Annotated in this window: 25 protein-coding genes; 9 read left to right on the forward strand and 16 right to left on the reverse strand. The window is 68.8% G+C overall.

The genetic code is table 11. From position 1 onward, the window contains the following. The first annotated feature begins 173 nt into the window (after positions 1 to 173). Together ABZX37_RS03835 and ABZX37_RS03840 are read left to right on the forward strand one after the other, a co-directional pair. Positions 174 to 1,103, forward strand: coding sequence for a helix-turn-helix domain-containing GNAT family N-acetyltransferase (locus ABZX37_RS03835; protein WP_354735706.1), 930 nt, complete (start codon positions 174 to 176; stop codon positions 1,101 to 1,103). Continuing rightward, entirely contained in the window at positions 1,104 to 1,391 is a 288-nt protein-coding gene (locus tag ABZX37_RS03840; protein ID WP_354735708.1) for a hypothetical protein, read from the forward strand. On the opposite strand, the gene ABZX37_RS03845 is transcribed toward ABZX37_RS03840, so the two are convergent. Further along, positions 1,379 to 1,954 (reverse strand): peroxidase-related enzyme, encoded by a 576-nt coding sequence (locus ABZX37_RS03845; RefSeq protein WP_344282747.1) that lies wholly within the window; start codon positions 1,952 to 1,954, stop codon positions 1,379 to 1,381. The two genes, ABZX37_RS03840 and ABZX37_RS03845, sit on opposite strands and share 13 nt — an antisense overlap. 161 nt (positions 1,955 to 2,115) lie before the next feature. Here ABZX37_RS03845 and ABZX37_RS03850 point away from each other — a divergent pair, with 161 nt between their 5' ends. Further along, positions 2,116 to 2,766 carry a hypothetical protein gene (locus tag ABZX37_RS03850; RefSeq protein ID WP_354735710.1) on the forward strand — a complete coding sequence of 217 codons (651 nt, stop codon included), beginning with the start codon at positions 2,116 to 2,118 and terminating at the stop codon, positions 2,764 to 2,766. Between the two features lie 7 nt (positions 2,767 to 2,773). Here ABZX37_RS03850 and mctP read toward each other — a convergent pair whose 3' ends face one another. Further along, complete coding sequence (gene mctP, locus ABZX37_RS03855) at positions 2,774 to 4,438, reverse strand: monocarboxylate uptake permease MctP (RefSeq protein ID WP_354735712.1); 1,665 nt, start codon at positions 4,436 to 4,438, stop codon at positions 2,774 to 2,776. Then, positions 4,435 to 4,713 (reverse strand): DUF3311 domain-containing protein, encoded by a 279-nt coding sequence (locus tag ABZX37_RS03860; RefSeq protein ID WP_344282736.1) that lies wholly within the window; start codon positions 4,711 to 4,713, stop codon positions 4,435 to 4,437. The genes mctP and ABZX37_RS03860 overlap by 4 nt, the downstream gene beginning before the upstream one ends. A gap of 304 nt (positions 4,714 to 5,017) precedes the next feature. On the opposite strand from ABZX37_RS03860, the gene ABZX37_RS03865 reads away from it, so the two are divergent. Continuing rightward, complete coding sequence (locus ABZX37_RS03865) at positions 5,018 to 5,287, forward strand: helix-turn-helix transcriptional regulator (RefSeq protein ID WP_354735714.1); 270 nt, start codon at positions 5,018 to 5,020, stop codon at positions 5,285 to 5,287. Positions 5,288 to 5,490: 203 nt separating this feature from the next. Here the strand turns inward: ABZX37_RS03865 and ABZX37_RS03870 are convergent, their stop codons facing one another. Then, complete coding sequence (locus ABZX37_RS03870) at positions 5,491 to 6,333, reverse strand: LysR family transcriptional regulator (protein ID WP_354735716.1); 843 nt, start codon at positions 6,331 to 6,333, stop codon at positions 5,491 to 5,493. A 77-nt stretch (positions 6,334 to 6,410) separates the two neighbouring features. Between ABZX37_RS03870 and ABZX37_RS03875 the strand changes: the two genes are divergently transcribed. Continuing rightward, positions 6,411 to 7,124 (forward strand): SDR family oxidoreductase, encoded by a 714-nt coding sequence (locus ABZX37_RS03875; RefSeq protein WP_354735718.1) that lies wholly within the window; start codon positions 6,411 to 6,413, stop codon positions 7,122 to 7,124. 4 nt (positions 7,125 to 7,128) lie between these two features. On the opposite strand, the gene ABZX37_RS03880 is transcribed toward ABZX37_RS03875, so the two are convergent. From ABZX37_RS03880 to ABZX37_RS03935, 12 genes are all read right to left on the reverse strand, one after another. Then, positions 7,129 to 7,704, reverse strand: a complete 576-nt coding sequence (locus tag ABZX37_RS03880; protein ID WP_344282726.1) for an EndoU domain-containing protein — start codon at positions 7,702 to 7,704, stop codon at positions 7,129 to 7,131. Between the two features lie 46 nt (positions 7,705 to 7,750). Beyond that, positions 7,751 to 9,019, reverse strand: a complete 1,269-nt coding sequence (locus ABZX37_RS03885; protein ID WP_354735720.1) for a DUF6297 family protein — start codon at positions 9,017 to 9,019, stop codon at positions 7,751 to 7,753. After that, positions 9,013 to 9,618 (reverse strand): ABC transporter ATP-binding protein, encoded by a 606-nt coding sequence (locus ABZX37_RS03890; RefSeq protein ID WP_354736197.1) that lies wholly within the window; start codon positions 9,616 to 9,618, stop codon positions 9,013 to 9,015. The genes ABZX37_RS03885 and ABZX37_RS03890 overlap by 7 nt, the downstream gene beginning before the upstream one ends. Beyond that, positions 9,615 to 10,508 (reverse strand): TIGR03621 family F420-dependent LLM class oxidoreductase, encoded by an 894-nt coding sequence (locus tag ABZX37_RS03895; RefSeq protein WP_354735722.1) that lies wholly within the window; start codon positions 10,506 to 10,508, stop codon positions 9,615 to 9,617. The genes ABZX37_RS03890 and ABZX37_RS03895 overlap by 4 nt, the downstream gene beginning before the upstream one ends. A gap of 95 nt (positions 10,509 to 10,603) precedes the next feature. Continuing rightward, positions 10,604 to 12,424 carry a phosphoenolpyruvate carboxykinase (GTP) gene (locus ABZX37_RS03900; protein ID WP_354735724.1) on the reverse strand — a complete coding sequence of 607 codons (1,821 nt, stop codon included), beginning with the start codon at positions 12,422 to 12,424 and terminating at the stop codon, positions 10,604 to 10,606. 446 nt (positions 12,425 to 12,870) lie between these two features. After that, positions 12,871 to 13,578, reverse strand: coding sequence for a hypothetical protein (locus ABZX37_RS03905; protein WP_354735726.1), 708 nt, complete (start codon positions 13,576 to 13,578; stop codon positions 12,871 to 12,873). 481 nt (positions 13,579 to 14,059) lie between these two features. Further along, positions 14,060 to 15,886, reverse strand: coding sequence for a dynamin family protein (locus tag ABZX37_RS03910; protein WP_354735728.1), 1,827 nt, complete (start codon positions 15,884 to 15,886; stop codon positions 14,060 to 14,062). Further along, complete coding sequence (gene grpE / locus ABZX37_RS03915; protein WP_354735730.1) at positions 15,883 to 16,347, reverse strand: nucleotide exchange factor GrpE; 465 nt, start codon at positions 16,345 to 16,347, stop codon at positions 15,883 to 15,885. The genes ABZX37_RS03910 and grpE overlap by 4 nt, the downstream gene beginning before the upstream one ends. A 69-nt stretch (positions 16,348 to 16,416) precedes the next feature. After that, positions 16,417 to 17,019, reverse strand: coding sequence for a TetR/AcrR family transcriptional regulator (locus ABZX37_RS03920; protein ID WP_354735732.1), 603 nt, complete (start codon positions 17,017 to 17,019; stop codon positions 16,417 to 16,419). 7 nt (positions 17,020 to 17,026) lie between these two features. Further along, positions 17,027 to 17,506, reverse strand: a complete 480-nt coding sequence (locus tag ABZX37_RS03925; RefSeq protein WP_354735734.1) for a hypothetical protein — start codon at positions 17,504 to 17,506, stop codon at positions 17,027 to 17,029. 145 nt (positions 17,507 to 17,651) lie between these two features. Further along, a complete protein-coding gene (locus ABZX37_RS03930; protein WP_354735736.1) occupies positions 17,652 to 18,245 on the reverse strand; it encodes a hypothetical protein in 594 nt (197 codons plus the stop codon). A gap of 32 nt (positions 18,246 to 18,277) precedes the next feature. After that, positions 18,278 to 19,822 (reverse strand): dynamin family protein, encoded by a 1,545-nt coding sequence (locus tag ABZX37_RS03935; protein WP_354735738.1) that lies wholly within the window; start codon positions 19,820 to 19,822, stop codon positions 18,278 to 18,280. Positions 19,823 to 19,989: 167 nt separating this feature from the next. Here ABZX37_RS03935 and ABZX37_RS03940 point away from each other — a divergent pair, with 167 nt between their 5' ends. The 4 genes from ABZX37_RS03940 to ABZX37_RS03955 all read left to right on the forward strand — a co-directional run bounded on the left by ABZX37_RS03940 (position 19,990) and on the right by ABZX37_RS03955 (position 23,800). After that, the gene (locus ABZX37_RS03940; protein ID WP_354736199.1) at positions 19,990 to 21,201 is read left to right on the forward strand and encodes a sensor histidine kinase; all 1,212 of its coding nucleotides are present in this window, start codon (positions 19,990 to 19,992) and stop codon (positions 21,199 to 21,201) included. Then, entirely contained in the window at positions 21,198 to 21,854 is a 657-nt protein-coding gene (locus ABZX37_RS03945; RefSeq protein WP_344282690.1) for a response regulator transcription factor, read from the forward strand. Before ABZX37_RS03940 ends, ABZX37_RS03945 begins: the two co-directional genes overlap by 4 nt. A gap of 235 nt (positions 21,855 to 22,089) precedes the next feature. Further along, on the forward strand, positions 22,090 to 23,025 hold the full coding sequence (locus ABZX37_RS03950; protein WP_354735740.1) for an ABC transporter ATP-binding protein: 936 nt from the start codon (positions 22,090 to 22,092) through the stop codon (positions 23,023 to 23,025). A 28-nt stretch (positions 23,026 to 23,053) separates the two neighbouring features. After that, on the forward strand, positions 23,054 to 23,800 hold the full coding sequence (locus ABZX37_RS03955; RefSeq protein ID WP_354735742.1) for an ABC transporter permease: 747 nt from the start codon (positions 23,054 to 23,056) through the stop codon (positions 23,798 to 23,800). Positions 23,801 to 23,946 lie beyond the last annotated feature (146 nt).

A 23,946-nucleotide genomic window follows, 5' to 3' on the forward strand; every position in this document is an offset into this window, starting at 1 on the left:
GATACCCACTACGACCCCGTGATGCTGGCGGACCCCCGACCTGGCAGCATCACGGGGTTTCCATATGTCTGGACCATTTTCGTTCCAGCTCCACCACCGGGGGAATTCCCTTGCCCCGAACGGGCGGCGGGGAGATGCTTGACTCAGTCAACGATCGAGTCAAGGTGGTCCCCGTGCCGGATTCCGTCCTCACCGAACGCGTCGCCACGGTTCGCGCTTTCAACCGGCTCTACACCGGCGTGATCGGCGTCCTCGACGAGGGACCCGCCGACGCCGAGTACTCGCTGAGCGAAGCGCGGGTGCTGTTCGAACTCGCCCAACAGGACCAGCTGCAGGTCAGTGATCTGCGCAAACGGCTCGCGCTGGACGGCGGCTACGCGAGCAGGCTGCTCGGCCGCTTGGAAACCCGCGGCCTCGTCACCCGCGAACGCTGCGCGGACGACGCGCGCCGCCAGCTCGTCACGCTCACCGCCGAAGGGCACGAGGCGTTCGCCGATCTCGACCACCGTTCGGCCAGCCAGATCGGCGGCCTCCTCGACCAATTCGCGGACGCCGACCAGCGCCGCCTGCTCGGCGCGATGGGGACCATCACCGCGCTCGTCGGCGAACAGTCACCGGAACCGGCGGTCACCGTGCGCGCGCCACGACCAGGCGACCTCGGCTGGGTGGTGCACCGGCACGGCGCGCTGTACGCCGAGGAGTACGGCCTCAACGAACGCTTCGAAGCCATGGTCGCGCGCGTGGTCGCCGATTTCGCCGAACACCGCGAAGACCCGCGCCAAGCCGGCTGGATCGCCGAACTCGGCGGCGAACGAGTCGGCAGTATTTTCTGCACCCCCGGCGACGAGGAAGGCACCGCGAAACTCCGGCTGCTCCTGCTGGAACCGGCCGCGCGCGGACACGGCGTCGGCAAACGGCTGGTGCGCGAATGCGTCGAATTCGCCGCCGCGCAGGGGTATCGGGCGATGGAGCTGTGGACGCTGTCGCTGCTCGCCGCCGCTCGCGGGATCTACCGCGGTGCCGGATTCGAACTCGTCGGCGAAGAGGAAACGGACGCGTTCGGCCCCCTCGTGACCGGCGAAACCTGGCGGCGGGAGTTATAGATGTTCGTTCTGTACTGCCCGGTGTGCGACCGCCGGACGCTGCTGGGCGTCGACGAGGTCGATTGGGTCGAGAATCTGACACGCGGCGTGATCTCGGTGTCCGGCCACTGCCCGCTCGGCCACGCCGCCGTCATCCTGACCGGCGACGCGTTCACCCCGCACGCGGACCCGAGGTATTTCGGGCCCGCGCCGCGAATGTGGACGAAACCGGTGCACCGCCTGCGCGGCTGGCTGCGCACCCGGTTCGAAATGAGCCGTGACCTGCCCGGCCCGTTCTATCGTTTCTGACGCCCCATCAAGTAAAACTCGGGATTCGGCTTGAGCGCGGTCAAGTGCGCGAGCCGGTTGGACATCGCGAACAACGCCGTGATCGCGCCGACGTCCCAAATCTCGTCCTCGGTCAGCCCCGCCTCGCGCGCCATCGCGAGATCGCCCTCGCCGAACAACGCGGAATCACGGGACAACGCCAACGCGAGATCGACAATCGCCCGGCCGCGCTCGTCGAGTTCGACCTGCCACGGGTTGGTCGCGACCTGGTCGGACAACTCGGGATCCTTCGCCCGGATCCGCAGGATGGCCCCGTGCGCGACGATGCAGTAGGTGCAGTGGTTCGCGCCGGAGGTGGCTACGACGACCAGTTCGCGTTCGGCTTTGGTGAGTCCGCCTTCGCGCTCCATGAGGGCGTCGTGGTAGTCGAGAAAGGCCCTCAGCTCGGCGGGCCGGTGACCCAGCGCGCGGAAAATGTTCGGCGTGAAGCCGGATTTCTCCGCGATGGCACCGATGCGCTCGCGGAGATCGTCGGGAAGGTCTTCGAGTTCCGTCACGGGGAACCGGCTCACGGGGTTGGTCATGCCGCCCACGCTAACCCGCGAGGGTTGCGTACGGGGAGAGGCGAGACGCGCCTGGGTCCGCGAGGGGAACCCTGCCCGTTCCCGGCACCCGCGCCCGCCCTGACCCGAACCGACTGACCCCCGGATGGGGCTCGTTCACCCGGAAGGGGTTTGCTTACCCGGTGAACTGGACCGCGTACGTGGACGGTTACTGCGAGCGCACCGCGCCCGGCCTTTGGGGCGAGCCGCTCAACGACTTGGCCAACCTGGCGTTTCTCGTCGCCGCCGGGATGGTCTGGTGGTATGCCAACGGGCAGCGCACCGGGCGGGTCCTCGCCGTCCTGATCGGGTTGGTCTTCGTTGCCAGCAGCGTGTTTCACCTGGTCGCCACCCGGTGGGCCGCGGTCGCCGACTCCGCCGCGATCTTGTTCTTCGTGTTGTTCTACGCCGCGCTCTTTCCCCGGGTCTTCTTCCAGGCCAAAGCCAAGTGGGCCTGGCTCGGCGCACCGGCGTTCCTGGCGCTCACTGTCGCCTCAAGCGCATTCGGCGGCGGGCTGTACCTCCCAGCGCTCGTCGGGCTCGCGGGGTTCGCCGTCGCGCTGGGGGTCAAGCGCGACTCGTACTGGCTGGACTTCGCCATGGCTGCCGCGGTGTTCGCGTTGTCCTTGGCGCTTCGGAGCATTGACGACGTGGTCTGCGGAGATTTCCCGGCAGGCACGCATTTCCTGTGGCACGTGCTCAACTCGGTCGTGCTGTACCTCGTCGCGAAGGCGATGATCGGCAAAATGCGAGAGGCCCCCTCGCCGGACGACGGCGAGGGGGCCTCTGTCTAAAAAGGACTCAGTGGGCGCCGATGGGGCGCAGGTCCTTGTCGTGTTCGTCGGCGTGGTAGTCCTCGGGCGCGGTTTCGTCGTTGCCCGGGCTCCACTTCAGGGCCCGTGCGAGCACCGAAACCACCGCGGCTACCACGATGTTCGCGACCAGGGCCACGAAACCGGGGTAGATCTGCACCACCGCGAGACCGGTGCCGCTGAACGGGTGCCAGCCGAAGATCGACAGGTTGCCCATCGCCAGCGCGGAGCCGCCGAAGTGGAGTTTTCCGTTGGCCGGGTTGGGGATGCCGTACAGCATGATCAATCCCCAGCCCATGCCGACGATCCAGCCGGCGATCAGGCCCGCCTTGTGGAACCAGCGCGTGTACAGGGCGATGGCGACCGCGGGCAGGGTCTGCAGGATCAGCACGCCGCCGATGAGCTGCAGGTCAATGGAGAACTGCGGGTCGATCAGGATGATCACCAGCACCGCACCCAGCTTGACCACCAGCGACGCCAGTTTGGCCTGCTTCGCCTCCTGCTTCGGCGTCGCGTCCTTGCGGATGTACTCCTTGTAGATGTTGCGCGTCCACAGGTTCGCCGCGGCGATCGACATAATCGCGGCGGGCACCAGCGCGCCGATGCCGATCGCGGCGAAGGCGATGCCCGCGAACCAGTTCGCGAACTGCGAGTCGAACAGCAGCGGGACGATCGTGTTGCCGTCCGGCTTTCCGGTGGCCGCGTTCGTCAGCGGCTTGACGCCCGCCGAGATCGCGACGTAGCCGAGCAGCGCCAGCAGGCCCAGCACGAACGAGTAAGCCGGCAGCGCCACCATGTTCCGCTTGATCACGTTGCGGCCGCGCGAGGCGAGCACGCTCGTGAGCGAGTGCGGGTACAGGAACAGCGCCAGCGCCGAACCGAGCGCCAGCGTCGCGTACTGCAGCTGGTTGCTCGAGGTCAGCAGGATCGAGCCGGACGGCTTGCCCGTCTTCGGGTTCGGTTTGGCCAGCGTTTCCTTCGCGGTGGTGAAAATGTGGTCCCAGCCGCCGAGTTTCGAGGGCAGGTAGATGATCGCCACGATGATCACGATGTAGATCAGGATGTCCTTGACGAACGCGATCAGCGCGGGCGCGCGCAGGCCGGACTGATACGTGTAAAGCGCCAGGATCACGAACGCGATCAGCAGCGGCAGGTGCCCGACGATGCCGGAACCGTTGATGCCCATCGTGCGCAGCACGGCTTCGAGGCCGACCAGCTGCAACGCGATGTACGGCATGGTCGCGACGATGCCGGTGATCGCGATCAGCAACGCCAGCGTCGGCGAACCGAAGCGGCCGCGGACGAAGTCGGCTGGGGTCACATAGCCGCGCGAACGGCTGACGGACCACATGCGCAGCGCGGGCAGCAGCACGATCGGGTAGACGACGATCGTGTAAGGCAGCGCGTACAGGCCGAGGGCGCCGGCGCTGAACACGAGCGCGGGCACGGCGACGAAGGTGTAGGCCGTGTAGAGGTCACCGCCGAGCAGGAACCAGGTGATCCACGAACCGAACTTGCGGCCGCCGAGGCCCCATTCGTCGAGGTGGTCGAGGCTGCCGCCGGCTTTCCAGCGCGAGGCGACGAAGCCGAGCACGGTGACGACGACGAACAGGAACGCGAAGACGATCAGTTCGACCCACTGAATGTTGTTCATCGGGCGTCCCCCTCGTCCAAGTCGTCAACGCTCAGCTCGTCCTGGCCCTGGTTGCGCGGCTTGTCCTTGGTCGCCAGGTAGACGATGCCGGTGCACAGCACGCCCAGCACGACGAACGCCAGCTGGAACCAATAGAAGAACGGAAGGCCGAACAGCCGCGGCCCGTCGAAGTTGAACAGCGGCGTGACCAGGATCAGCAACGGGATCAGCAACAGCAGGTTCCAGGCACTGAACTGGAACCCGCGCACCCGACCGCCCGGTTTGGCAGTGGACATCGAACCTCACCTAACACTCACGTGACACGCGACCGCCTGACCCTAGACCGCGCTCATCCCGCCGTCATACGACTTCGATATCGATTCGATCAGCACTGCGACCACGGTCCAGGGTGTGGACAACCTCGGGGACAACCCGCTCCCGCACCGCCTCGGCGAGCCGTTCGCTACCCCTATCGGCGGGACCGGGCCGCCTCGAATGCCCCAAGAGCTTGTGCCGGACGGCGGTTGTCCACGGGGTTCGACAGCTTGTGCACAGAGTTATCCACAGGCAGTGGACAACTCTGTGGCTAAACTGGTCGGCATGGTCCGCGTGCCCCTCACCGACGAAGAACGCTCCCGCGGCGAGCGGCTCGGCCTGGTGCTGCGCGCCGCCCGGGCCAGCCGCAGCATGGTCGACGTGGCCGCGGAAGCGGGCATTTCGGTCGAAACCCTGCGCAAAATCGAGACCGGCCGGATTCCGACGCCCGCGTTCTTCACCGTCGCGGCGATCGCCGACGCGGTGGACATGCCGCTGGACCGGCTGCGCGTCGCGTGCGACGGCGATCCGGCGGCGTTTTCGCAGGCCAGTTGAGGTCTCACGGCTTCCCGGGTTGATCGGGCAGCTGGTCGGGGCGGATCAGGCAGAGCTGGTGAGTCCGGCCGCCGCGGGCAGGATCGGCGAGCTGATCGGGCAAGCGCCCTGTGGACAACTGTGGACAGCTCAAGACTCGACGCGAAGCACGACCGCGATCCGGACGAACGCGGCCACCCTGGCAAGCGGCAACTGTGGACAACTCAAGCCGCGGCGCGAAGCGTGACCGCGGCCCGGACGAACGCGGCCACCTTCGGGGAGCGGCTGGTGGACGGCCAGGCCAGCATCGTCGTTACCGCCGGGGCGTCGAAGACCGGAACCGCGACGTGCTCCGGCCACTGCCAGGCCCGGCTCGACGCCGGGATCACCAACAGCGTCCGGCCGAGTGCGACGAGCTGAGCGAGCTTCGACTGAGTGCGCACCTCCGGTCCTGGACCATCCGGGTAGCTGCCGTCTAGGCGGGGCCAGCGGGCGATCGGCAGGTCCGGCACGTCGCTGACTTCGGCCAGTGTCAGCGCTTCCCGGGCGGCAAGCGGATGGGCCGCCGGGAGGATCGCGACTTGGCCCTCGACCTGCAGTTCCTCGGTGTCGAATCCGGCGAGGTCGTCGTAGGGGTGGTGCATGATCGCGACGTCCGCGGAACCGTCGCGGAGCAATCCGGCCTGCTCGCCGACTTCGCACAGCAGGATCTCGACGGGCGGCGCGGCCGGGGCGTTCAGCAGCCGTTGCAGGAGTGCGTGCGACGCGCCGGCTTTGGTCACCAGGACCAGCTGCGAGTCCCCGGCTCGGCGCGTGCGGCGGGCGGCGGCCGCGACTGCGGCGAGGGCCAGGCGGGATTCGCGAAGCAGCACCCGACCGGCCTCGGTCAGCGCGACGCCGCGGCGGTTTCGGTCCAGGAGCTGCACGCCAAGCCGCCGTTCCAGCTGGGCGATCGCGCGGGACAGCGGCGGCTGGGCGATCCCGAGCCGTTCGGCGGCGCGGCCGAAATGCAGGGTTTCCGCGACCGCGGTGAAGTAGCGAAGCTCGCGGGTCTCGAGGTCGTCCACAAATGCCAGCGTAATACCCGGTGGGTATCACAGCGGACCGTATTGATCTTGGCCGAAACACGAGGTCCGAGACGACCATGGGCGGAGTGAACGACACGAAGACCGCGCTGGTCACCGGCGCGAACAAGGGAATCGGCCTCGCCATCGCGCACGGCCTCGGCTCGATCGGTTTCACCATTGCCGTGGGCGCACGCGACGAAACCAACCGAGAGAAGGCCGTCGACGAACTGCGCGCAGCGGGCATCGAAGCGTTCAGCGTCGCGCTCGACGTCACCTCCGAAGACAGCGTCGCCGCCGCGGCCGAGACCCTCGAACGGCTCGACGTCCTGGTCAACAACGCTGGCATCGGCGGCCAGACCGACGGCGGCGCCCAGGACCCCACGACGCTCGACCTCGACGCCGTCCGCACCGTCCTCGACACCAACGTCTTCGGCGTCGTCCGGGTCACGAACGCGATGCTGCCGCTGCTGCGCCGCGCCAATTCGCCGCGCATCGTCAACATGTCCAGCAACATGGGCTCGTTGAAGCTGCGGACCGGCCCGATTCTCGCCGCCTACGCCCCGTCGAAGACGATGCTCAACAGCATCACCGTGCAGTACGCCCGCACGCTTGCCGACACGAACATCATCGTCAACGCCGCCTGTCCCGGTTACGTGGCAACGGATTTCACCGGTTTCGCCGGAACGCGCACGCCCGAGCAGGGCGCGGCGATCGCGGTCAAGCTCGCGACGTTGCCGGACGACGGGCCGCGCGGCGGGTTCTTCGACGACGCCGGGGCCATCCCCTGGTGACGCCTCAGCCGCGCAGGTCGGCGAGCACCCGTTCGCGGTCGTTGAGGTAGCGGCAGTCGCGGACGGGCAGCTCGAAAGAGTTCAGCAGCTTCTCGAAATCCGCGTACTCGTCCGGGTTGAGCTGGATGCCGGTGACCTCGAAGTGCGCGGCCATGGTGTCGGCGAGTTCCTCCCATTCGCCGGACCACTGCAGGTCGCGGTAGTGCTCGAGGTCCTCCGCCGGCATCCGGTCGGCGAGCAGCCGCAGGACGCTGTCGACGAAGTAGCTGATCCGGTTGCCCGACCGGTCGTCGACGGTCGGGTTCGCCGGGTCCCGCGCGGCGTCCGGGTTCCGGACCACGCCGGGCCCCGGCAGCGGGAAGCTGGTGTGCACGAGCCCGTCGCCGTTGACCAGGACGACCACGCGCACGCCGTACCGTTCGCCGACGCAGCGCCAGCGGCCGTTGTACTGCTGCCGCCGCGGTTCGCCCGGGTCGTTGGCGACGTCCTTGACCACCGCGATGATCTGCTCGTCGGTCCATCCGGGCGGGAATTCGCAGGTCGCCCTGCGGCCGATGCCGGAAGCGTGTCCACCGCCCACGTTCGGCTCCTCTCGTCGGCACGGAGCCTAACCCGGGAGCGCCCGTTCAGCCGACTTGTGCCAGCACGAAGACGCCGACCGCCAGCAGGTCCGGACCGCGGAACAGTTGCCGCATAAGGTTTGCCGGCATCGGTCCGGCGGGGGTGTCGACGAAACCCGCGCTGCTGTAGTCGACCGGCTGACGCGTGACGGTGCGCAACACCGAAAGCACCGCCAGGGCGACGGTCACCCACGAGAGGGCGGAAAACGCGGTGCCCAAAGCCAAAAGTGCCACTGAGAGCAGAGCGCACCAAACCAGTCCGACCACCGTGAGCGCGACGCCGTGGGCGATCACCAGCTCCTGCGACGACGAGCCCAGCCACCTTCGGCGACCCGGATTCCGCCACAGCACGCCAAGACCGGCCCCGAACGGAGTAAGCGCGACGTACGCGCCGATCCCGACGAGCACCGGTCCCGGCAGAGTGGGAACAGCAACATGGCCGACGGCTACCGCGAAAGCCACTAACAAAACCGCGCTCGCGTACCGGGCACGGCCGACGATCCCGACCCACGCGAGCCGGAACGCGGTGGGCGGGCGCAGCGACCACGAGCCCGCGGGCGCGGACTCCGGCAGCATCATCATCGGGTCGAGGAACGTCACCGCCATCGCGCGAAGAACCCGCGCGTTCCAGCCGTCCAGCAACACCGCGCGCCCGGCGCCACTGACTGCTTCGCCGCCAAAAGCCAGCAGCAGACCGCATAACGCGAGCGCGGCGCCGACGTACTGCACCGCCGTCGCGTCAAGCCGAGCGGCGGCGATGACCACGGCGGCCACTGCGAGGAGCAGCGGTCCAGCGGCTTCGAAAAGGAACGCGGTGCGACGCGCGGTGGTGAACGCGAGGATCGTGCCACCGGCGACGAGCGCTGCCGCGGCGCGCCACCAGTCGATCGAGCTGCCGCCGACCGCCAGCATCAGCGCGGCGAGATATCCGATCACCACAACGAATCCGGTGAGCACGCTGGCCAGCCGGGTCGCGACGACGCGGCGGCGGTCCACCTCGGCGAAGTCCATCCAGGTCAGCTCGGCCGGTTCGGCCCAGACGAAGCCGCGCCGCAGCAGGCTTCGCCAGCCCACGGCGGCACACAACGCGACCAGGCCGAGCACCGCCGAGTAGTCCACCGCGGACGGTCCAAAGAGGACTTTGTGCCAGGCGTCGGTGCGGAAGAACGCGGTGAACAGGAAGCCGACGCCGAACATCAGCACGAACGTGGGACTGTCGCCGCTGAAGATGCCGCCGAACCGCTTGCGGCCGGGCACGCGCAACCGGGTCACCACAGTTCGAGCACGCTGTCTGCCGTGTCCAGCAACGGTTGATGGTGCGTGGCAACGACAACCGCCGCGCCCGCCGCGGTGGAGCGGCCGATCAGCTCGACCAGCCATTCCTTGCCCGCGGTGTCGAGCGCGCGTTCAGGTTCGTCCAGCAACAGCACTCGATGCGGTCGCGCGGTGACGCCCAACAGCAGCAATCGGCGACGCTGTCCGGCCGAGAAATGTCCGGCGGTGACCCGGGCACGTTCAGCGAGTCCCGCGTCCGCGAGCAGTTCTTCGAAATCGCCGAGATCGTCGCCGAACGAACCGGAGAGGAGCTCCAGGTGCTGCATCGGGGTGAGTTCGGCGAAGAAGTCGGAATCGTCGAAGAGCACGGAAACCTTGCGGCGGAACGAAACGCTGCGCTCGTCCGGTTTCGCGCCGTCGATCAGCACCCGGCCCCGCTGCGGTTGCTGCATGCCATACAGACACCGCATCAACGTGGATTTGCCGACGCCGTTAGGCCCGACAAGCACCGCGCATTCGCCGGGATCGACGGAGAAATCGAGATCTTCCAACAGCCACAGGTCACCGGCCTTCACGCCGAGCCCGCGCGCGTCGACTATCGGCGACACAGCAGGTCCACCACCGGGGCCAGCACTTCGAGGTTGGGTTCGAGGACCGTGAAATAGCTGAAGCCGAACCGAGCGCGGTGCGCGACCAGCTGGTCAGCGATTTGCTCAACGGTGCCCACCAGCGCCGTCGGGACCTCGGCCAATTCTTCGAGCGTGAGCGTGTCGCTAAGGCGGGCGTGGATTTCCCGCAACGCGCCTTCACGGTCATCGGTGATCCGGACGAATTGCGCGAGCAGGTTGAATTCGGCGGCACGGCCAGCCAGCCGCTCGGTGACAAACCGCGTGCGTTCTTCCACCGCGTCCGCCGTCGCCAGCATCGGCGGCGCACCGTCGCGCACCTTTGCCGTGCCGCTGAAGGCAATGGTCGCCGCGTGCTCGGCGGCGAGCGAAAGCAGCCGGTCGCCGCGACCGCCGATCATCAATGGGGGACCGCCGGATTGCGCCGGTTGCGGCGCGTATTCCGGATCCGCGTACAGCCGCTGGAGTTCCTTGATCGCGAGTTCGAGGTGATCGACCCGCGCGCCCGCGCCCGGAAACGGCATTCCCGCCGTTTCGAACTCCTCTTTCACATATCCGGCGCCGAGGCCGAGTTCGAGCCGTCCGGACACGAATTGGTCCGTGCCCGCGACGTCCCGGGCGAGCAGTGCCGGGTTGTAGAACGGCGCGTTGAGCACGAAAGTGTTGAGCCGCACCCGTTCGGTGACCGCACCGGCCAGCACGAGCGCGGGAAACGGCGGCGCGATGCCGAGGTGATCGGCCACGCTCAGCACGTCGTAGCCGAGTTCTTCGACCCGGCGGCACTTCGCGATCCACTCGTCGCGCGAGCCCGGCAGCACCATGTTCACGCCGAACCGGAACGGCCTGTCCCCAGTAGACACCATGCGGCCCACGCTACCGCCCTCCCCAACGCCGTGAAGGGCTCCTTGAGGGAATCAGATTCCCTCAAGGAGCCCTTCACGGACCTTGGCTTGGCAGCTCAGCCGAGGCGCTGGGCCAGCGCGTCGAGCTCGTCGCGCAGCGAGGACGGCACCTCGCCGATCTTCGCGAACCACTCCTCGATGAGCGGCAGCTCCGCGCGCCACTCCTCGTTGCGCACCTCCAGCGCGGCCTGGATGTCCTCGACCGGCTCGGACAGGCCGTCGAGGTGGAGGTCCTCGGCGTTCGGCACGAAGCCGATCGGGGTCTCGACCGCGTTGCCCTTGCCCTCGACGCGCTCGAGCACCCACTTGAGCACGCGCGAGTTCTCGCTGAAGCCCGGCCACAGGAAACGGCCGTCGTCGCCGCGGCGGAACCAGTTGACGTAGAAGATCTTCGGCAGCTTGTTCGCGTCGGCGTTCTTGCCCAGGTTCAGCCAGTGGTTGAAGTAGTCGCCGGCGTGGTAGCCGAGGAACGGCAGCATCGCCATCGGGTCGCGGCGCACGTTGCCGACCGCGCCGACCGCCGCGGCGGTGGTCTCCGACGACATGGTGGCGCCCATGAACACACCGTGCTGCCAGTCGCGGGCCTGGTTCACCAGCGGCACCGTCGTCTTGCGGCGGCCGCCGAACAGGATCGCCGAGATCGGCACGCCCTTGGGGTCGTCCCACTCCGGCGCGAGGATCGGGCACTGCGACATCGGCACGCAGTAGCGCGAGTTCGGGTGGGCGGCCTTCTCCTCGGAGTCGGGCGTCCAGTCCTGGTGCTTCCACGAGGTCGCGTGCGCGGGCTTGTTCTCCATGCCCTCCCACCACACGTCGCCGTCGTCGGTGAGCGCCACGTTCGTGAAGACCGTGTTGCCCTTCTCGATCGTGCGCATGGCGTTCGGGTTCGTGTGGTTGTCGGTGCCCGGCGCGACGCCGAAGAAGCCGAACTCCGGGTTCACCGCGTACAGGCGGCCGTCCTCGCCGAAGCGCATCCACGCGATGTCGTCGCCGAGGGTCTCCGCGCGCCAGCCCGGGATGGTCGGCTGCAGCATGGCGAGGTTGGTCTTGCCGCAGGCGCTCGGGAACGCCGCCGCGACGTAGTGGACCTTGTCCTCGGGCGAGATCAGCTTGAGGATCAGCATGTGCTCGGCGAGCCAGCCCTCGTCCCGGGCGATGACCGAGCCGATGCGCAGCGAGTAGCACTTCTTGCCCAGCAACGAGTTGCCGCCGTAGCCAGAGCCGTAGCTCCAGATCAGCCGCTCCTCCGGGAAGTGCGAGATGTACTTGGTCTCGCTGCACGGCCAGGCGACGTCCTGCTCGCCCGCGGCCAGCGGCTTGCCGACCGAGTGCAGCGCGGGCACGAACTCGCGCTCCGAGCCGTCCGGCGCGATGAACTTGTCCAGCGCGGCCTTGCCGGCGCGGGTCATCACGCGCATCGACGCGACGACGTAGGCGAAGTCGGTGATTTCGATGCCCAGCTTGGGGTTTTCGTCGCCGAGCGGGCCCATGCAGAACGGAATGACGTACATCGTGCGGCCGGTCATGCAGCCGCGGTACAGCTCCGTCATGGTGGCCTTCATCTCGGCCGGGGCCACCCAGTTGTTCGTCGGGCCCGCGTCCTTCTCTTCCTTCGAACAGATGAAGGTGCGGTTCTCGACCCGCGCGACGTCGTCGGGGTCCGAGGTGGCCCAGTAGGAGTTCGGCTTCGCGTCCAGCTTCACGAAGGTGCCGGCGTCGACCAGCTCCTGGTTGATCCGGGCGGCTTCCTCGTCAGACCCGTCGACCCACACCACGCGGTCCGGGGTGGTCAGCTCGGCGACCTCCCGGACCCAGGACAGCACGCCACTGTGCGTCGTCGGCGCTTTGTCCAGTCCGGGGATGGCGACTGCGGTCATCTCTACTCCTGACTTCCGACGACAAAAGAGCCCACACCGCGAACGACAGTGTTCTTGGTGCGGGCTTCGTTGCCGGCGACCGAATGGCTTCGCACACCGGCGGAAGACCGGTGTGCGGGTTTTGGGATTCCCCGACTGTAGCCGGATGGACGGCAGGTAACCGAGAGCTGACCTGTCGGTTCTCTCACAAGAACGATAAGGGAATCGATTCAGTTTCACCGGAACGGGCCAGCGGCGAAAATCTTTCCGCGCGGCCCGCGTCGCATTCGTGCCGGATGCCGGAGCTGGGCTGATCAGTCCTGATCTTCGCCCGGACGCCGCCGGACCCCGCCGGGCGCCGGTTCGCCGGACGCGGGCGGACGGCGTGGGGCCTTGGCGTCCCGGAGACGACGAAACGGGCCCGGCGCGCGGCCGGACCCGTTCGTGTGACGTCAGTTACCGAAGGCTCAGTTGGGGCTGATCCACTGTCCGGTTCCGCTGTCGATCTTCGCGACGCCGCTGAGCAGCTGCGCGCCCTCGCCGCCCCAGGCCGAATCGCTGCCCGGGTCGACCGCGGCGGCCGAGTCGAGTGCGTGGTTCGCGCCGTCGGTCTCGGTCCACTGGCCCTGGCCGGTGTGCTCGAAGGTGTGGGTGGAACCGTCCGCGCCGACCTGCACCGCGACGTCGGCCTGGCCGTCGCCGTTGGTGTCGGTGAAGGCGATGGTGCCGCCGGACTTGGTCTCGACGACCGCGGTGTCGTTGTGCCCGTCGTGGTCGGTGTCGATGGTGGCGACCCCGGCGTCGACGTTGCCGTCCGGCAGGTCGGCGTGGATGTGCCCGGTGGTCGAGGTGTCCTGCGAGTGCGTGTCGGTGCCGTCCGAGCCGGACTGGCCGTGGCCGGATTCGACCCAGCTGCCGGTCTTCTCGTCGTAAACCGCCTGGTCCACGACGTGCCCGGTCGAGTCGAGCACCGCGTAGTGGTCGGCGACGCCGTCGTGGTCGGTGTCGGCGAACGCCTGCGCGGTGCCGTCGTCGTGCTCGACGACCGCGGTGTCGGCGACCCCGTCGTGGTCAGTGTCGTAGTTGACCTCGGCCTGGTACTCCTGGCCGTCGACGTGGACGGTCAAGGCCTCGTGGCCGGTCGCGTCAGTGCCGCCGCTCTCGTCGACCCACATGGGTTGGTCCCCCTTATTACGCCGGGTCTGCCGCTGGTTTCGCTCGGTATGACTCACGTTAGGCCGGTTCGGTTCCCGTCCACAAGCCGATCACGCACTGGTCAGTCCGGCAGGTCGACCGGAAGACCGCCGCCGGTGCGGCCAGCGCGCCAGGAGCCGGATTCCTCCTGGTTCAGATGCGGCCGGGTGAACGTCGCCGAGTAGGCGTTCCGGGTGTGCTCGACCTCGAAGAACGTGCCGAGGCCGGTGGCCCGGCTTGCCGACGCGCATCGGGACGTTGTCGTTGGCGACGTTCTCGGTGCCGCCTGGCCTGACGGCGAACTTCGACACTGTCGTCAGTCGCGATGACGAAAATCGCGGAACCGAGACAGTGCCCGATGATCAATCCGAGGTGACGGCGCTTCTTCGGCGGTTGCGACCACCCCACTGCGGCGGTTGCGGTCCAGGCGGCGGAGATCCAGGTCCGTACGTCACCCGCTGATCATGCCCGATCGCGGACCGTGCGAATGCGGGAAAGCAGCGTCTCGGCCCGGGTGTGGCTCTCGGTCACGTCCTTCAGGCGTTTCGAGACGATCGCGATCTTCTTCGCCCGCTCCTGCGCGCTCATCTTGATCGTCTGGTCCACCTCCTTCAGCTCCGCCTCGATCGCGTCGATGCGTCGGCTGAGTGCCTCGTCCAGGGCGAGCGACAGCTGCTGTTCGGCCTCGATGAGTTGTTCGGCGATCAGCTGGTCGAGCGTCGAGCGGGCGTCGGCGATGGCTTCGACCAGCCATTGCTTCAGATGCTGCTTGTCCGAGGCGTGTTTGCGAGTGCGCGCCATCCACCAGCCCGCGCCGAGGCCGATCACGATCGTCGCGGGGAGCACTACCGGGTTGAGGATCGCGACTCCCGCCAGCGGCAGGGCGGCGATCTTTCCCGCGCCGACGCCGCCGGAAATGCCCATGAACACCAGCAGTTTGTCTTCGGCCGTCGGCGGCTTCTTGTCCGGCGGGCGCAGTACGACCGGCGGGCCGCCAGCGCGGGCGAACTGGGCGCGGATCACGTCGAGTTCCTCAGCCGAGAACAGCTCCGACAGGGCGGTGTTCGTGACCTGGTTCAGGCGTTGCGACAGCTGCATCGACACTCGCTGCGACGCGGTCTGCAGCGCGATGTCCACTTCCTGCGGCAGCGCGGCCAGTTCGTCTCGCTTCGCCCCGTCGATGCGTTGGCGGAAATGCGCCTGTGCCTCGCGCATTTCCCGGCTGCTCTCGTGGCCGACCTCGACCCGCGTGCGCTGGATTTCGCCGCGCAACCGCAACTGCCAGCCGCGGGTGGAAGTGCGGCGCTGGGACTGAAGATCGTCGCGGCGGGCGCGGAGTTGTTCGGCTTCCGCTTCGCCTGCCGACAGGGCACGGCTTTCGGCCTGCAGCTTCGCTTTGATCCCGGCCAGCGCGCTCGAAAGCGAGCGGAGTGTGTTGGCTTCCTTCAACATCATCGACCGGCCGACCAGCAGTTCCTGCAGCGCTACCTGCACCGCCGCGATGCCGGACTTCTCCCGCAGCATGGCGGCGACCTGCTCGTTCGGTGCCTTCGCGGCCGTCTCGAACACGCGCGCCGACACCGGATGAAAGACCGCGTCGGCGAACCGCGGCGCGTGTTCGGCGAGCAGTTGCCGGTCGGCTTCCAGGATCTCGCGCCAGCCGCGGAACGCGTCGGTTTTGGCCAGCACGAAGACAACCGTCTCGACGCGGTCCGCGACCTCGCGCAAAAACTGCAGCTCAGTGGAGGTGAACGGGGCCGACGCGTCGACCACGAACACCAGCGCGGTCGCGCCCGCGGCGGCCTCCTTGGCCAGCTCGCCGTGCAGCGAATCGAGCCCGCCGACGCCCGGGGTGTCGACCAGGGTCAGCCGTTCCAGCAGCGGGACCGGGCCGGAGACCTCGACGTAGCGCGGCGGCAGCTGTCCCGGCGGCAGCTCGTGCGCGGCGGACACCCAGTCGACCAGCTGCGTCAGGTCGAACGGCACCGAAGCCAGCTGACCGGGGTAGCAGGCCTGCGCGCCCCACTGCTGCGCGTGCTCGAAAACGAGGTAGGTCGCGGTGGCCACGTCAGCGTCCACAGGGGACAGTCCCGGGGTCGCGAGCAGGGCGTTGACCAGCGAACTCTTCCCGCGGTTCGTCTCGCCGACGACCACCACGGACGGTTTCTCGGAGCGGGCCTTGCGCTGGTCCTCGACCCACTTGGCAGCCTGTGGATCAGCCTCGCGGACGACGCCGAGCAGCTGTTCGCGAGCGGCCTGGACTTGAGCGGGAAGCGTCGGTGCGGTCACTGCGCCCGCTTCGCGTAGACGGTGACGATCGGCGCGCGCAACAGCCGTTCCTGGTCGGCGAACCCGACGACCTCGGTCTCCGCGACGACGCCTTCCAGCTCCGGATCGTCGGTGGGCACGGCACCGCCCGCCTCGTGGCGCGCCGGGTCGAACCGTTCGCCTTCGGCGCGCAACGCGGTGACGCCGATGTCGGCGAGCCCGTGTTCGAGCCGTTCCACGACACCGCTGCTGCGGGCGCGGTCCAGCGCGTACAGGCAGAGTTGGATGAGCGCCTGCCGGTCGGAAAGCGCGCGTTCGAGGTCACCCGGGGCAGCTACGAGGTCCACATCGGGATCCGACGCATCCGCCGCGGCGTCGGTTCCGTCCGCTTCGGCGATGATCCGTGCGAGGGCGTCCGCGCTGATCTCGCCGGTCGGCGCTTCGGCCGCGTCGGCTGCTTCCTCGTGGCCGAACCACGCCATCAAGACCCTCCACTGGCCGTCCCGGTGATTCCACCAGTTTGCGGCGCCTCGGCGCGCGGCGGGGGCGGATCACTCAGAAGGGCCGAGAATCCGCGTCAGCAACTGCCGCAGCACCGCCTGCTCGTGCTCGACGTCCAGGTCGGGATCGAGGCTCGCGCGGGACAACAAGGCGTCGACGAGCGCAACGATCCAGTTTCCCGCGTCGGCCGAGGACAGCATGGGGGAGAAGCGGCCGGTGTGGATGCCGCGTTCGACCAAACCCGCGAGGCCGACGCGCATGAGATCGTCGTTGCTGCGGATCAGCTCGTTGAACTCCGGATCGCGCGCGGCCTGTGCGGCTGCTTCAAGGATCAGCCGCACGACGCCGGGCAGGACGATCGCCGACGTCATCCGCGCGACCACGGCGAGCACGCCTTCCCACGGGTCGGCCATTTCCACCGCAGTGGCGAGCAATTCCTCGTTCTCGGCGGTGTCCGCCTCGAAGATGCCGACGAAGACCGCGCGCTTGCTGGGGAAGTAGTGGAACAGGCTGCCGGAGCTGATCCCGGCGGCGCGGCAGATGTCCGCGGTGGAGGTCTTTTCGAAGCCGTCGCGGGCGAAACACCCGGCTGCCGCGTCGAGAATCGCGCGCCGTTTCGCCGCGTGCTTGTCGGGATCGACCGTCCTCACCACTGGGACATCATCGCTCAGGCGGCGGTTCGTCGAGCCACGGGCGGCCGTGCGCGGTAAACGCTTCGGCCAGTTGCCGCCGGGAGAGGTCCGTCTTCTCCTTGGCCACTTCCCGATCGTTCTCGCCGAGCAGCACGAGCTTGCCGTCGTCGAAGAACACCGCGGTGAGAGGAGTGTCGATGCGCCGGCGCCGTTCGCGTCGTTCGAGCGTGACGCGGGTTGCGGAAACCGTGACGATCAGCCGGTCCCACGCCCAAAACCAGGCGAACGCCACCCCGAGCAGCACGCCGACGGCGACGGCGCCGATCAGCCGCCACGGCTGCGGGATCTGGTGCAGCAGCCGGAACGGGCCCTGCACCGGGAACCACGGCAGCGACGCGATCCAGTCGGCGAGCGCCTGGACGCCCCAGCCGAGCAGCGCTCCGCCGACCGGGCAGGCCAGCCATGACCCGCGGCGCACCCACGCCGGTTCGTCGACCACTGTCTCCATGGTGCCCAATATTAGACCGCGCGCTCGGTTTATGAATATCCGGCCTGGTCGAACGCCCCAATGTGGCATTGGGTGCATGGGACGCACCCAACGCCACATTGGGTGCGTCTAACGCACCCAACGCCACATTGGGGGCACCGCGGGTTCAGGCGAGTTCGCGGATCAGCGAGCGCATGGCCTGGTCGAGCGCGGGGACGTCGGCCGCCAGCTGGGACGAGACCAGCAGCTGGTGCTCGGCAGTCCGCAGCCACACCCGGCCCGCGACCGGGATCTCCAGTACCGACAGCCGGAACGGCCGGGCGCGGCGGCCCAGTTCGACCTCGGTTTCGCGGACCAAACGGCCCAGGCGTTCGCCAGCGAGGATTTGGCGGCGGTGGAAGCCGGACGAGACCGGGCGGCGGGCCGCGGCGAAGTGCTCAGCGGCGGCCGGGGCGAAGTGCTGTGCCGCGAGGTCGATCGCCGAACCGTCGCCGGGAGCAGGGCTTTTCCGGCGGGTGCGCGCCGAACCGCGGTCGCGCAGGAAGGTCAGCAGGCCGTTCCACCACGGTTCCCACTGCACTTGCACCGCGGCGCGGTCGAGGGCGGGCGGGACGTGCACGGGGACCGCTGGCTCCACCGGCGGGAGCAGCTGACCGTCGGCGATCGAGAGCGCGAGTACGTCCCGGAGGAACAACGCCACGTCGACGTCGTGGTCGCTCCCCCAGTTCACCCGCCACGAGGTGGTGTCCTCCAGCCGCACGACATTCAGCCTACGCGTCGCGGGCGAGTTGTTTACTGTTCGCGAATCTGTTGCCAGATCAGGAAATAGGCGCGGTGCACGACGTGGGCCACGCGGCTTTGCGCCGGAGTCGCGCCGAAAGACGCGAAAGAACGCCACCAGCCAGCGCGTTCCAGCGCGTGCGCCGCCAGTTCCGGCCGCGGGGCGCCGGGAAGGCCGAGCTGTGCGCCGATGTCGGCGTTGCTGCCGACCCGAAGCACCTCTTCCGCCAGGTCTTCCGGCATCTCGACCGCCCCCGACGCGACGAGCGTCAACGCTTCCAGCAACCGCAGCTGATGCGCTTCCGGACGGGCCAGCAGCACCTCGATCGCGTCGTGCACGCGCTGGCGTTCGCCCGGGTCGCCGGACGTGTGCGCCAGTGCGGTCACCGACGCGAGCGCGGCCGCGGCCTTGATCCCGTCCGCGCGTGCGGCGAAGACGATGGACAGACGGCGGCGGACCGCGTCGAGTCCGGAGATGTCGAGAAGCTTGCGGCGCAACGCTCCCGCGGTGATCTCCGGTTCCGCGCGGATCTTCTCGACCGCGCAGCGGATTCCGAAGAGATCGAGCTTCTCCAGCAACCGCAACCGAATCCCGGTCGGGATGTCGCACTCCCAGCTGGTGAAGATGTCGGCCGCGATGAGCATCGTTTCGAGGATGTCGTCGTCGAGCGCGGCGAGCTGGCCGAGCGCTTCGGCGTCCGCGGAGGTGAACCCGCCGGACTCGGCCGATTCGGCGATCAGGCCGATCACCGGCAGCACGTCCGCGACGCGCGGCTTCAGCGTCGAGGCCTGTTTCTCGGCGAGCAGTTGCGCGGCCTTCCAAACGTCTCCGCCGGAGCCTTCGACAGATTCCGCGACGACCGTGTCCGCCTTGTTCAACACCGCGATCGCGTTGACCGGCCCCGCCTCGCGGCTCGCGGTCGCGGCGGTGAACGCGGCCAGCGCCTGCTGATCGTCCGCGCGCACGCCCTGGGTCACCACGTAGAGCACGGCTTCCGCGCCCGCGACGGCGTTGCGCGAGGTGTCGTCGAGGTCGTCGGAACCCTCGTCCTGCTCGGCCGCGCCCAGCAGCTGCTCGGTCCGCGACACCGACGCCGCGTCGAGCGAGCCGAGACCCGGGGTGTCGATCACCGTCATGTCCTGCAGCACCGCGTTGGTCAGGTACGCCTCGAGGTGCGACACCTCGGAGATGTCGACGCCCAGCTCGGCCGGGATCGATCCGTCGGCGGCGAACGGCAGCACCTGCTTGCGGCCGTCGAGGAACACCACCTCGACCCGGTCGACGGTGCCGTACTGGAACCGCGTGACCAGCCGGGTGCACTCGCCGACGTCGGTGGGCGCGACGAGCCGTCCGATCAGCGCGTTGACCAGCGTCGACTTGCCCGATTTGATCCGCCCGGCGACCGCCACCTGCAGCGGCGCGCCCAGCCGGCGCAGCACCTCGGCGAACCCGGCGGCCGTGCGCGGGGACACCTGGGACCGCAGCCGGTGGCACAGCTCCGCCACCGACGCGGACAGTGGGCCGGCGAGCCGCCCCCGTTCCGCCGCTGCCGTCACCGCCCCGGCCCCCCTTCCGGCTCGTTCGCTCCCCCGTGCGGGAATCGTCGCATGCCGGTCATCCTTCGGTCGCACCGAAGGTGCTACCCGCGACCGACGCGCCCGCCGGCCGCGCGACCTACTGTTGAGTCGTGCGACGGCTCAGCCTCTGGATGCGTGCCCACCCGATGGTGGGCGACTCGCTGCTCGCGCTGTTCCTCGCCGCGTTCGACATCCTGGTGTTCGCCACCGGCGGCATCGACCCCGAACTGCCCGGCCCGGACTGGTTCGTCGCGATCCCGATCGACCTCGCCGTGGTCGCGCCGCTGGTCTTCCGCCGGAAACGGCCGGTGCTCGCCGCGTACATCGTGTACGTGATTTCGTACGCGCACAGCGCGCTGGACCTCGGGGTTTCCGGCCTGGCCGCGCTCGCGATCAGCCTCTACTCGGTCCAGGTCTACGTCGGACGCAAGCAAGGACTGCTCTACGGCGGCGCGTTCGTGGTGGCCATGGTCGTCACCGCGATCGTCAAACCCGAGCCGTCGATGGCGGCCCAGTTGGTGTTCAGCGCCGTCACTATCGCCTTCTGCTGGCTGCTCGGCGAGTTCATGTACGCCCGCCGCGCCTACCAGCGCGAACTGGAGGCCCGGCTGCATCTGCTGGAGACCGAACGCGACCAGGCCGCGCGCATCGCGGTGGCCGAGGAGCGCGGCCGGATCGCCAGGGAACTGCACGACGTGGTGGCACATTCGGTGAGCGTGATGGTCGTGCAGGCCGACGGCGCGGCGCTCGCCCTGAAGTCCAATCCGGAGCTGGCCGGACGCGCGCTGGGGACGATCTCCGAAACCGGCCGCGGCGCGCTCGGCGAACTGCGCCGGCTGCTCGACGTGCTGCGCAACGACCACGGCGACGGCGAACCACGGGTGCCGCAGCCGGACGCGACCGCGCTGGGCGACCTCGCCGAGCGGATGCGCGCTGCGGGCGTCCCGGTGGACCTCGTCGTCGGCGACGGACTCGACGAACTGCCCGCCGGGGTGTCGCTCGGGATCTACCGGATCGTCCAGGAATCGCTCACCAACACGCTCAAGCACGCCGGTGCCGGAGCCAGCGCCGCGGTGCGGGTGCAACGGACCGGCGACCAGGTCGAGGTTCTCGTGCGCGACGACGGCGCGGGACGGGCTCGGCGGCTGGAACAGGTCGGCGCGGGCGGAACTCCCGCGGCCGGGTCGACGGGGGCGGCGGCCCGGCAACCGGCGCCGCGGCTGTCGGTAGCGGGCGGGAACGGGCTGATCGGGATGCGGGAGCGGGCGAACGTGTACGGCGGAACACTGGAGGTGGGCCCCGCCGCCGGCGGTGGCTGGCAGGTGCGAGCGGTGCTGCCGGTTAGGTTGAACTCGTGATCCGAGTGGTGGTCGTCGACGACCAGGAACTGATGCGCGTCGGGTTCCGGATGGTGCTGGGCGCGCAGGCCGACATCGACGTGGTCGGGGAGGCGGGCGACGGCGCGCAAGCCGTGCGGATGGCCGCGGAACTGCGGCCCGACGTCGTGCTGATGGACGTGCGGATGCCGGTGCTCGACGGCGTCGAGGCGACGAAACAGATCGTCGCGGCGGGCACCGCGCGGGTGCTCGTGATGACCACCTTCGACCTCGACGAGTACGTCTACGCCGCGCTGCAGGGCGGCGCGTCCGGCTTCCTGCTCAAGGACACCCAGCCGGACTACCTGGTGTCCGCGCTGCGTTCGGTCGCCGACGGCGACGCGGTGATGTCGCCCTCGGTCACGCGCCGGCTGCTCGACCGGTTCGTCGGCTCCGGCGGCGCGGAAATGCGCGACCCGGCCGAACTCGACGTGCTGACCGACCGCGAACGCGAAGTGCTCGTGCTGATCGCGAAAGGCATGTCGAACATCGAAATCGCCGAGACGTTGTTCCTTTCCGAGGCTACGGTGAAAACACACGTGGGGCGGATCCTGTCCAAGCTCGACCTGCGCGACCGGGTACAGGCGGTCGTCCTCGCGTACGAGACCGGGCTCGCCCGGCCGGGGATCGGCTGAAGCGTCCGATTCGGACACTGTCCACACCGGACCCCGCTGCGGATTTCGTAGCGGGGTCCTCGCGTATGAGGCAAAGTTCAGGGTCGGCTCAGGGGCATCCCCCATCGCGCTCAACCCTGCGACACGATTGAGTACTACTCAGGTCGGGTAGCCGGTTCGGTCCACGGGATGACGCGAAAACGGCCGAGCTGAGACAGGATGAATTCCGTCAGCACCGCCGTAGAGGGAGCAGGGGATGATCGAGGCAACAGGTCTCACCAAGCGTTACGGGAACACGCTCGCGGTGAACAACCTGTCGTTCAGCGTGGCAGCGGGGAAAGTCACCGGATTCCTCGGCCCGAACGGCGCAGGCAAGTCCACGACCATGCGCATGATCCTCGGCCTGGACAACCCCACCGGGGGCCAGGTCCGGATCGGCGGGAAGCTGTATCACGACCTGAAGGAACCGCTGCGCACGGTCGGCGCGCTGCTCGACGCGAAATGGGTGCACCCCAACCGCTCGGCCCGCGCGCACCTGCAGTGGATGGCCCGGTCCAACCGGATCCCGGCGGCGCGGGTGGACGAGGTGCTCGACACCGTCGGCCTCACCAGCGTCGCGGGCAAGCGGGCGGGCGGGTTCTCGCTCGGCATGTCGCAGCGGCTGGGGATCGCCGCCGCGCTGCTCGGCGACCCGGAGGTGCTGCTGTTCGACGAGCCGGTGAACGGCCTCGACCCGGAGGGCATCCTCTGGATCCGGAAGTTCATGCAGCGCCTCGCCGCCGAAGGCCGGACCGTGTTCGTGTCGAGCCACCTGCTCTCGGAGATGGCGCTCACCGCGACCGATCTCGTGGTCATCGGCAAGGGCCAGCTGATCTCGCAGTCCACCACTGAGGAGTTCGTGGCGCGGGCCGCGGAGAACACCGTGAAGGTGCGCTCGCCGCAGCTTCCGGCGCTGCGCCAGCAGCTGATCTCCGCCAGCGCGCAGGTGACCGATTCCGGCGAAGCGCTCATTGTGTCCGGAATGGACAGTGCGAAGATCGGCGAGATCGCCGCTTCGGCGAGCCTCGTGCTGCACGAGCTGAGCCCGCAGACCGGCTCGCTCGAGCAGGCCTTCATGCAGATCACCGGCGACTCCGTCGAGTACCACACCGGGCTCGAGGCAGAGGCGCAGCAGGCCGCGGCCATCCGCTGACCACACTCTCGTTGGGAAGAGAAAACTCATGACTTTGCTCGCGGTCGAACGCATCAAGCTCTTCACCACCCGGTCGCCGTGGTGGTGCGCCCTCATCGCACTGGCCCTCACCGTCGGATTCGCCGGCCTCATGGCCTCCGCCCTGCCGAGCGGGGAGGAGATCTCGGTCGCCAACACCCAGGCCGGACACCAGTTCGGCATCGCGGTGATCATGGTGCTGGCGGCGCTTTCGGTGACCACCGAATACCGCTTCGGCACGATCCGCACCACGTTCCAGGCGGTGCCGCACCGGGGTTCGGTGCTCGTCGCCAAGGCCACCGTCGTCGCGCTGCTGTCGCTCGTGATCGGCGAGGTCGCCGCCTTCGGCGCGTGGGCGCTGGGCTACGCGATCCGCCCGTCGGACTCGGTGGCGCTGCACACCTCCGCGGACTGGATCAACGTCGCCGGCGTCGGGGTGGTGTTCGCTTTCGCCGCGGTCATCGCGGTGGCGGTCGGCACGCTGATCCGGCACAGCGCCGGCGCGCTCTCGCTGCTGCTGATCTACGTGCTGGCGGTGGAAAACCTCGTGCAGCTGATCCCGACCGTCGGCGCGAAGATCCACCAGTGGCTGCCGTTCAACGTCGCGGAGCGCTTCCTCGGCGGTTCGGCTTCCTCGCGAGGACCGGGCCTGCCGGACGCGGTCCTGTCGCAGTGGGGCTCGCTGGCCTACTTCGCCGGCGTGGCCGTGGTGCTGCTGGCCATCGCGATCGGCGTCGCGAAGAAGCGCGACGCGTAAAGACCCACAGGGGCGTTCGGACGAGTCAGGCGGGGGCCGGGCCAGCCGAACAAGGGGAAAAAAGGGGAAAAGGGGAACAAGATCCGGGTCGCCTTTCGGGGGGCGGCCCGGATCTTTTCGTTTCGGTAGAGTTCGGGTCCACGAGA

The sequence above is a fragment of the Amycolatopsis sp. NPDC004079 genome (assembly GCF_040610415.1).
Taxonomy (GTDB): domain Bacteria; phylum Actinomycetota; class Actinomycetes; order Mycobacteriales; family Pseudonocardiaceae; genus Amycolatopsis; species Amycolatopsis halotolerans.

Excerpts from the sequence above, each read along its gene's own strand:
- ABZX37_RS03840 (WP_354735708.1), top strand. The coding sequence starts at position 1,104 with ATGTTCGTTCTGTACTGCCCGGTGTGCGACCGCCGGACGCTGCTGGGC.
- ABZX37_RS03845 (WP_344282747.1), bottom strand. The coding sequence starts at position 1,954 with ATGACCAACCCCGTGAGCCGGTTCCCCGTGACGGAACTCGAAGACCTT.
- mctP (WP_354735712.1), bottom strand. The coding sequence starts at position 4,438 with ATGAACAACATTCAGTGGGTCGAACTGATCGTCTTCGCGTTCCTGTTC.
- ABZX37_RS03860 (WP_344282736.1), bottom strand. The coding sequence starts at position 4,713 with ATGTCCACTGCCAAACCGGGCGGTCGGGTGCGCGGGTTCCAGTTCAGT.
- ABZX37_RS03865 (WP_354735714.1), top strand. The coding sequence starts at position 5,018 with ATGGTCCGCGTGCCCCTCACCGACGAAGAACGCTCCCGCGGCGAGCGG.
- ABZX37_RS03875 (WP_354735718.1), top strand. The coding sequence starts at position 6,411 with ATGGGCGGAGTGAACGACACGAAGACCGCGCTGGTCACCGGCGCGAAC.
- ABZX37_RS03895 (WP_354735722.1), bottom strand. The coding sequence starts at position 10,508 with ATGGTGTCTACTGGGGACAGGCCGTTCCGGTTCGGCGTGAACATGGTG.
- ABZX37_RS03900 (WP_354735724.1), bottom strand. The coding sequence starts at position 12,424 with ATGACCGCAGTCGCCATCCCCGGACTGGACAAAGCGCCGACGACGCAC.
- ABZX37_RS03905 (WP_354735726.1), bottom strand. The coding sequence starts at position 13,578 with ATGTGGGTCGACGAGAGCGGCGGCACTGACGCGACCGGCCACGAGGCC.
- grpE (WP_354735730.1), bottom strand. The coding sequence starts at position 16,347 with ATGGCGTGGTTCGGCCACGAGGAAGCAGCCGACGCGGCCGAAGCGCCG.
- ABZX37_RS03925 (WP_354735734.1), bottom strand. The coding sequence starts at position 17,506 with ATGGAGACAGTGGTCGACGAACCGGCGTGGGTGCGCCGCGGGTCATGG.
- ABZX37_RS03940 (WP_354736199.1), top strand. The coding sequence starts at position 19,990 with ATGGTGGGCGACTCGCTGCTCGCGCTGTTCCTCGCCGCGTTCGACATC.
- ABZX37_RS03950 (WP_354735740.1), top strand. The coding sequence starts at position 22,090 with ATGATCGAGGCAACAGGTCTCACCAAGCGTTACGGGAACACGCTCGCG.
- ABZX37_RS03955 (WP_354735742.1), top strand. The coding sequence starts at position 23,054 with ATGACTTTGCTCGCGGTCGAACGCATCAAGCTCTTCACCACCCGGTCG.